Below are 5,627 nucleotides of genomic sequence, written 5' to 3'. Positions count from 1 at the left end.
CGTCGGAGCCGTCCGACAGCGCGATCAGTTCGCGGACGACCACATGTTCTTCTATGCCGCTGCGCGCGATGTCCATGACCCGCTGCAGCGCGGCGATCGGATCGCCGACCGCGCCCAGATCGAGCGCGATCAAATTGGTCTTGCCATTGGGCAGGACCGCCACCGGCGGCGGCGAACCGTCGAAATGGTTGCCGAGGTACAACTCGGTCAGCGCGGCCTGCACGGTGCCGTCGCCGCCATTGACGACCAGTACCTTAGGGTTGACGCGGGCGATGGTGCGCAGTGCCTCGCCGATCTGCTCGACCGACTCGACCTCATAATGGAAGATGTCGCTCTGCGAGGCGCAGAAGCTCCGCATCCGCGGGAGCATCGACAGATTGCCCGTCGAGCGGGGATTGGAGAGGAGCGCGACGGCTGCCATCGCTCAGCGAGCCGCCATGGCGACGGGGCCGAAAGATCCGCCCTTCACATAGTTCATCACGACCGACACCTTCGTCATTCCGGCTACCTCGATCTGAACCTTCTCGGGATCCGGCTTGCGCTTGAACAGGACGTCGAGCAGCGAGAGCCGGGGATTGCCCGACATGCCGCCGCCATCCTCCATGCCGGTCTTGCCCGACCCGTCCACATCGTGGCGGACCGACACCGCATAGGCACCGTTGGCAGGAACCTTGACGCAGATGTCGACCGGGCCCGATGCGGGAACCGGGACATCGATGCGGCGAAGATAGCTGCCCTTGTCGAAATAATGTTTCGGATTGCCGCCGTAGGACTGGACCCGCAGCATGCCGCTACGCTTCTTCAAACCCTCGACATGCACGAGAATCGCAGGTGAATTACCATTGCAGGCGGCTGCGTCGGGGCCGAGCATAGCGGCACCGGCCGCGACGGGCGTGCCCATCGCGATCATCAGTCCAGCCATCCCCGCCACAAGTTTCGACATGACCTCATTACTCCTGGAAGCTATAGCCAAGCGCGAACGCATGGCCGGCACATGCCCCCATGAGTCGGAAAGTGGGCTGCGATTGCGGCCAGAACATGGTCATGGGGCGTCCAAAAGTTGAGATTTGACACGCTTACGGACCGCTACCTCGCTCGTCTCGTCGCCACGCCGCTGATCGCGACGCTGGTGATCGCGGCAATGCTGCTCACCCTCGACAAGATGCTGCGTCTGTTCGATTTCGTGGTGTCGGAGGGCGGGCCGGTTAGCGTCGTCTGGCGGATGCTCGCCAATCTGATTCCCGAATATATGTCGCTCGGCATCCCGATCGGGCTGATGCTGGGCTGCCTGCTGGCCTTCCGCAAGCTGGCGATGTCGTCGGAGCTCGACGTGTTCCGCGCGGTCGGGATGAGCTATGGCCGCCTGCTGCGCGTGCCTTATTATTACGCGATCGCGCTGGCGCTGCTGAACCTCGCCATCGTCGGCTTCATCCAGCCTTATTCCCGCTACAAATATGAAGGCCTGCGTTTCGAACTGCGGTCGGGCGCGCTGGGCGCATCGATCAAGGTGGGCGAGTTCACCAAACTCGGCAAGCGCATGACGATCCGCGTCGAGAGCAGCCGGGACGGCGGCCGCGAGCTTTCTGGCATCTTCCTGATGACCGAGGGCGCCGACGGCAAGAGCCTGGCGGTGACCGCGGAGCATGGACAGTTTCTGGCGACCGACGATCCCGACACGATCATTCTGCGCCTGCAGAAAGGCGTGCTGGTCCACGACGCGCCCAGCTTCAAGGAGCCGCGCGTGCTCCAGTTCGCAGGTCATGACCTGCCGATCGACCTGCCCAAGATGGAGGCATTTCGCCAGCGCGGCGGGCGCGATCTGGAAATGACGATGCCGGAGCTGGTCGTGACCGCGCATCAGCCGCAGACGCCGGCCAAGCAGAAGGCGCAATTCCGGTCGGAATTCCACTTCCGGCTGGTCGAGGTGGCGACGATGTTCCTGCTGCCGATGCTGGCGCTCGCGCTGGCGGTACCGCCCAAGCGATCTTCCTCTGCGCTGGGCGTATTCCTGTCGATCGTGATGATCGTCACCCAGCACAAGATCAACGAATATGCCGCCTCGGTCGCGGCACTCGGCCGTATCGATCCGCTGATCGCGCTGTGGGTGCCCTTCCTGCTGTTCGCCGCACTGGTCTGGTGGATGTATCGGACCATCGCCTATGTGCCGGGCGGGCAGCCGATCGGCGCGCTGGAACGTGCGGCCGACAAGGCCGCCAAGGCGGTGGTCGGCTGGATTCGCCGGCTGGGTGGAAAGGGTCGCGTATGAGCGGTGCCAGCTTCTTCGCGTCGCGGACGATCACCTTCTACATGGCGCGCATGTTCCTCGTGCGCTTCGCCTCGGTGCTGGCCGCGCTCGTCATTGTGTTGCTGGCGCTCGATCTGCTCGGCGAGTCGGGCGACATCCTCGCCTATCCGGGCAACGGCAATGCGCAACTGTGGCTCTATGCGACATTGCGCACGCCGCAGATCATCGCGCGCTTCCTGCCTTTCGCCGCTCTGCTCGCGACGCTGATCACCTTCGTGACGCTCAACCAGAACAGCGAGATTATTTCGATGAAGGCCGCCGGCGTGTCGGCGCATCAGATTCTGGCGCCGCTCGTGGTGGCGAGCCTGGGCGTCGCGGCCGTGTCGTTCACGTTCAATGAACGTGTCGTCGCCCGCTCCAGCGCGACGCTTACCGCCTGGCAGAACGCCAATTACGGGCCGATCCCACGGGACCGTGGCGTGGTGTCCAACGTCTGGGTTCGTGACGGCGACGATCTGATCCATGCGGTGACGGCGCGCGGTCGCGGCGCACAGACGCGGCTCGACCAGGTGACCATCTACGATCGCGACGGCGGCCGCCTGCTGTCGATCGTGAAGGGCAAGCTGGGCGTGCAGAAGGCCGGTGGTTGGGAAATCGCCAATGCGAGCCGTTTCGATGTGACTCTTGGCACCACATCAACCTTGCCGGTCTTCGCGTTCGCGCGGGGCGTGACGCCCGACCGCTTCACCCTGTCCAGTGTCGATCCGGCGTCCAAGTCGATCCTGCAATTGCGATCGGCAATCCAGGATCTCGAGGCGGCAGGGCGCCCGACCGGGCCGTTGCGGGCGGGATTGTGGCACAAGCTGTCGGGGCCGCTTTCTGCCGTTCTCATGCCGTTGCTCGCCGCCGTCGCAGCCTTCGGCCTTGCGCGTTCGGGGCGGCTGTTCGTGCGCGCGGTAATCGGAATGGCGCTCGGTTTCGCCTATTTCGTCGCGGATAATTTCGCTCTGGCGATGGGTAATCTCGGGGCCTATCCGCCCTTTCTCGCGGCCTGGGCGCCGTTCCTGCTGTTCCTGCTGATCGGCGAAACCGTCCTGATCCGCACCGAGGAATAGCTTTCGTCCCGCCAGCGTCGCAAAAGCGCCGCATTGCCAATCCAGATCGCGATGCCATATGTGGTCCCACGAGGGGCTGGCATCATTCATTGAGGTTAAGCGTGAAGCTGTCCGCCATTAAGCCTGGCTTCTGGTCCAAGGAGCACCATCTCGATCGCATGACGCTCAAGGAGCTGTGGGTCGCCTATTTCCAATATCCGGCGATCATCGGCTATCTCCTCTGCGCGGCCATCGCGATCGGATTCTATGTCCGCTATCCGGCGCCGCTGGTGCCGACGCTGGCCGCCATCGGCGTGTCGGTGTTCGTCTATCCGCTGGTCTGGTACTGCCTGCACCGCTGGGTTCTCCACAGCCGCTGGATGTTCAAGGTCCCCTTCCTGGCCGCGACCTGGAAGCGTATCCATTATGATCATCACCAGGACCCCAACCGGCTGGAGATCCTCTTCGGCGCGCTCCACACCACGCTGCCGACCATCGCCATCGCGACTGCACCGATCGGCTATGCCATCGGCGGCGTGGGTGGCGCGCTCGCGGCTTTCGCTACGGGGCTGATCACGACCTGCGTCTACGAGTTTTTCCACTGCATCCAGCATCTGGCCTACAAGCCGAAGATGAAGTGGGTCATGACGATGAAGGCGCGTCACATGGCGCATCATTTCCATGACGAGCGCGGCAATTTCGGGATTACCAACTATTTCTGGGATCGCCTGTTCGGCACCTATTACGAGCGCATCCTGAAGGACCGGAAGAGCGAGACGGTGTTCAACCTCGGCTATACGCCCGAGGTGGCCGAGCGCTATCCCTGGGTCGCGCAGCTTTCCGGCGGCGTCGCGATGGGCCATCCGAGCCAGCGTATCCCGCACTGATGACCGTCACCGTCCGGCCCGTTTCCGGCAAGGGCGACCGCAAGCGGTTCGTCGATCTCGCCTACAAACTCAACAGCGGCGATCCGAACTGGATCCCGCCGTTGCGCATGGAGGCTATGGAACTCGTCACGCCCGGCAAGAACCCGTTCTACGAACATGCCGAACAACAGCTGTTCCTGGCCGAACGGGGCGGGACGCTGGTCGGCCGGATTTCGGCGCATATCGATCATCTATGGCTGGCTATGCCGGCCGAGCAGGGTGGCGGGCCGGGTATCGGCAATTGGGGCATGCTCGAGGCAACCGACGCGGAGGTCGCGAAGGCTCTGATCGAACGTGCCGAAGGCTGGCTGCGCGGCAAGGGCATGACCAGCGCGATGGCGCCGCTCAGCTGCTCGATCTGGGAGGAGCCGGGCCTGCTCGTGCAGGGGCATGATCATCCACCCACGGTGATGATGGGCCATGCCAACCCGGCCTATCAAAGCTGGATCGAGGCGCTGGGCTATGCAGGGATCAAGGATCTCTACACCTACGAACTCGACATAACCGGGGACTTCCCGCCGCTCGTTCAGCGAATCGTGAGTTCGGGCGAGCGCAATGCGCGCATCCGTATCCGCAAGGTCGACAAGAGCCGGTTCGACGAGGAAGCGCAGCTGATCCTGTCGATCCTCAATGACGCCTGGTCGGACAATTGGGGCTTCGTGCCCATTACGCCCAGCGAGATCGCCCACACCGGCAAGAAGCTGAAGCCGATCGTCTTCGAAGACCTGATTCGGGTGGCCGAAGTCGACGGCGAACCGGTCGCCTTCATGATGACCTTGCCCGATCTCAACGAGATGACGGCCGACTTCGGTGGCAGCCTGTTTCCTTTCAACTGGATCAAGCTGCTCCGTCGCCTGCGTAATCCGCAGGTGCGGACGATGCGGGTGCCTCTCATGGGGGTGGTCAAGAAGCTGCAGGCGACCCGGCTGGCGTCGCAGCTCGCTTTCATGATGATCGAGTATATCCGCCGCGATTCGGTGTCGAAATACGGCGCCACGCGCAGCGAGATCGGCTGGATCCTGGAAGACAATCAGGGGATGCGTTCGATTGCCGAGACGATCGATAGCCGCGTCAACAAGGTCTATCGCATCTATTCCAAGGACCTGTAAGCGGTCCGCCCGGCAGGCGGGATAGCGCAGGGGCAGGGGGCACGGATGTCGTTGCAGAACTGGTGGGTGTTCGTCGTGGCGACCTTCTTCGTGTCGGCCATGCCCGGACCCAACATGCTGCATGTCATGACGCAGAGCATGCGCCACGGCTTCGTGCGCGCCTTTGCCACCATGGCGGGCTGCATGCTAGCTTTGCTGCTGCTATTCGGGGTCTCGGCGATGGGCATGAGCGCGCTGCTGTCGGCGCTTCCCG

Annotated in this window: 7 protein-coding genes; 5 read left to right on the top strand and 2 right to left on the bottom strand. The window is 63.4% G+C overall.

The annotated features are described in order from the left end of the window. Positions 1-421 (bottom strand): acylglycerol kinase family protein (locus KAY22_RS23520; protein WP_296625570.1); only part of this gene is annotated, 421 nt, incomplete at its 3' end. A gap of 3 nt (positions 422-424) precedes the next feature. Next, the gene (locus KAY22_RS23515; protein ID WP_296625569.1) at positions 425-943 is read right to left on the bottom strand and encodes a DUF2141 domain-containing protein; all 519 of its coding nucleotides are present in this window, start codon (positions 941-943) and stop codon (positions 425-427) included. 117 nt (positions 944-1,060) lie between these two features. Between KAY22_RS23515 and lptF the strand changes: the two genes are divergently transcribed. The 5 genes from lptF to KAY22_RS23490 form a co-directional block, all read left to right on the top strand. Then, a complete protein-coding gene (gene lptF, locus KAY22_RS23510; RefSeq protein WP_296625568.1) occupies positions 1,061-2,266 on the top strand; it encodes an LPS export ABC transporter permease LptF in 1,206 nt (401 codons plus the stop codon). Continuing rightward, positions 2,263-3,360 carry an LPS export ABC transporter permease LptG gene (lptG, locus tag KAY22_RS23505; protein ID WP_296625567.1) on the top strand — a complete coding sequence of 366 codons (1,098 nt, stop codon included), beginning with the start codon at positions 2,263-2,265 and terminating at the stop codon, positions 3,358-3,360. Before lptF ends, lptG begins: the two co-directional genes overlap by 4 nt. A 158-nt stretch (positions 3,361-3,518) precedes the next feature. Further along, positions 3,519-4,226: a sterol desaturase family protein gene (locus KAY22_RS23500; protein ID WP_296625571.1), complete on the top strand. Its 708-nt coding sequence runs from the start codon at positions 3,519-3,521 to the stop codon at positions 4,224-4,226. Continuing rightward, the gene (locus tag KAY22_RS23495) at positions 4,226-5,374 is read left to right on the top strand and encodes an N-acetyltransferase (protein ID WP_296625566.1); all 1,149 of its coding nucleotides are present in this window, start codon (positions 4,226-4,228) and stop codon (positions 5,372-5,374) included. The genes KAY22_RS23500 and KAY22_RS23495 overlap by 1 nt, the downstream gene beginning before the upstream one ends. A gap of 45 nt (positions 5,375-5,419) precedes the next feature. Further along, on the top strand, positions 5,420-5,627 hold a 208-nt coding region (locus KAY22_RS23490), incomplete at its 3' end, for a LysE family transporter (protein ID WP_296625565.1).

This window comes from Rhizorhabdus sp., from assembly GCF_018006725.1.
GTDB lineage: Bacteria > Pseudomonadota > Alphaproteobacteria > Sphingomonadales > Sphingomonadaceae > Rhizorhabdus.
The sequence above is the reverse complement of the archived record's forward strand: the minus strand, read 5'-3'. Positions and strand labels throughout refer to the sequence as shown.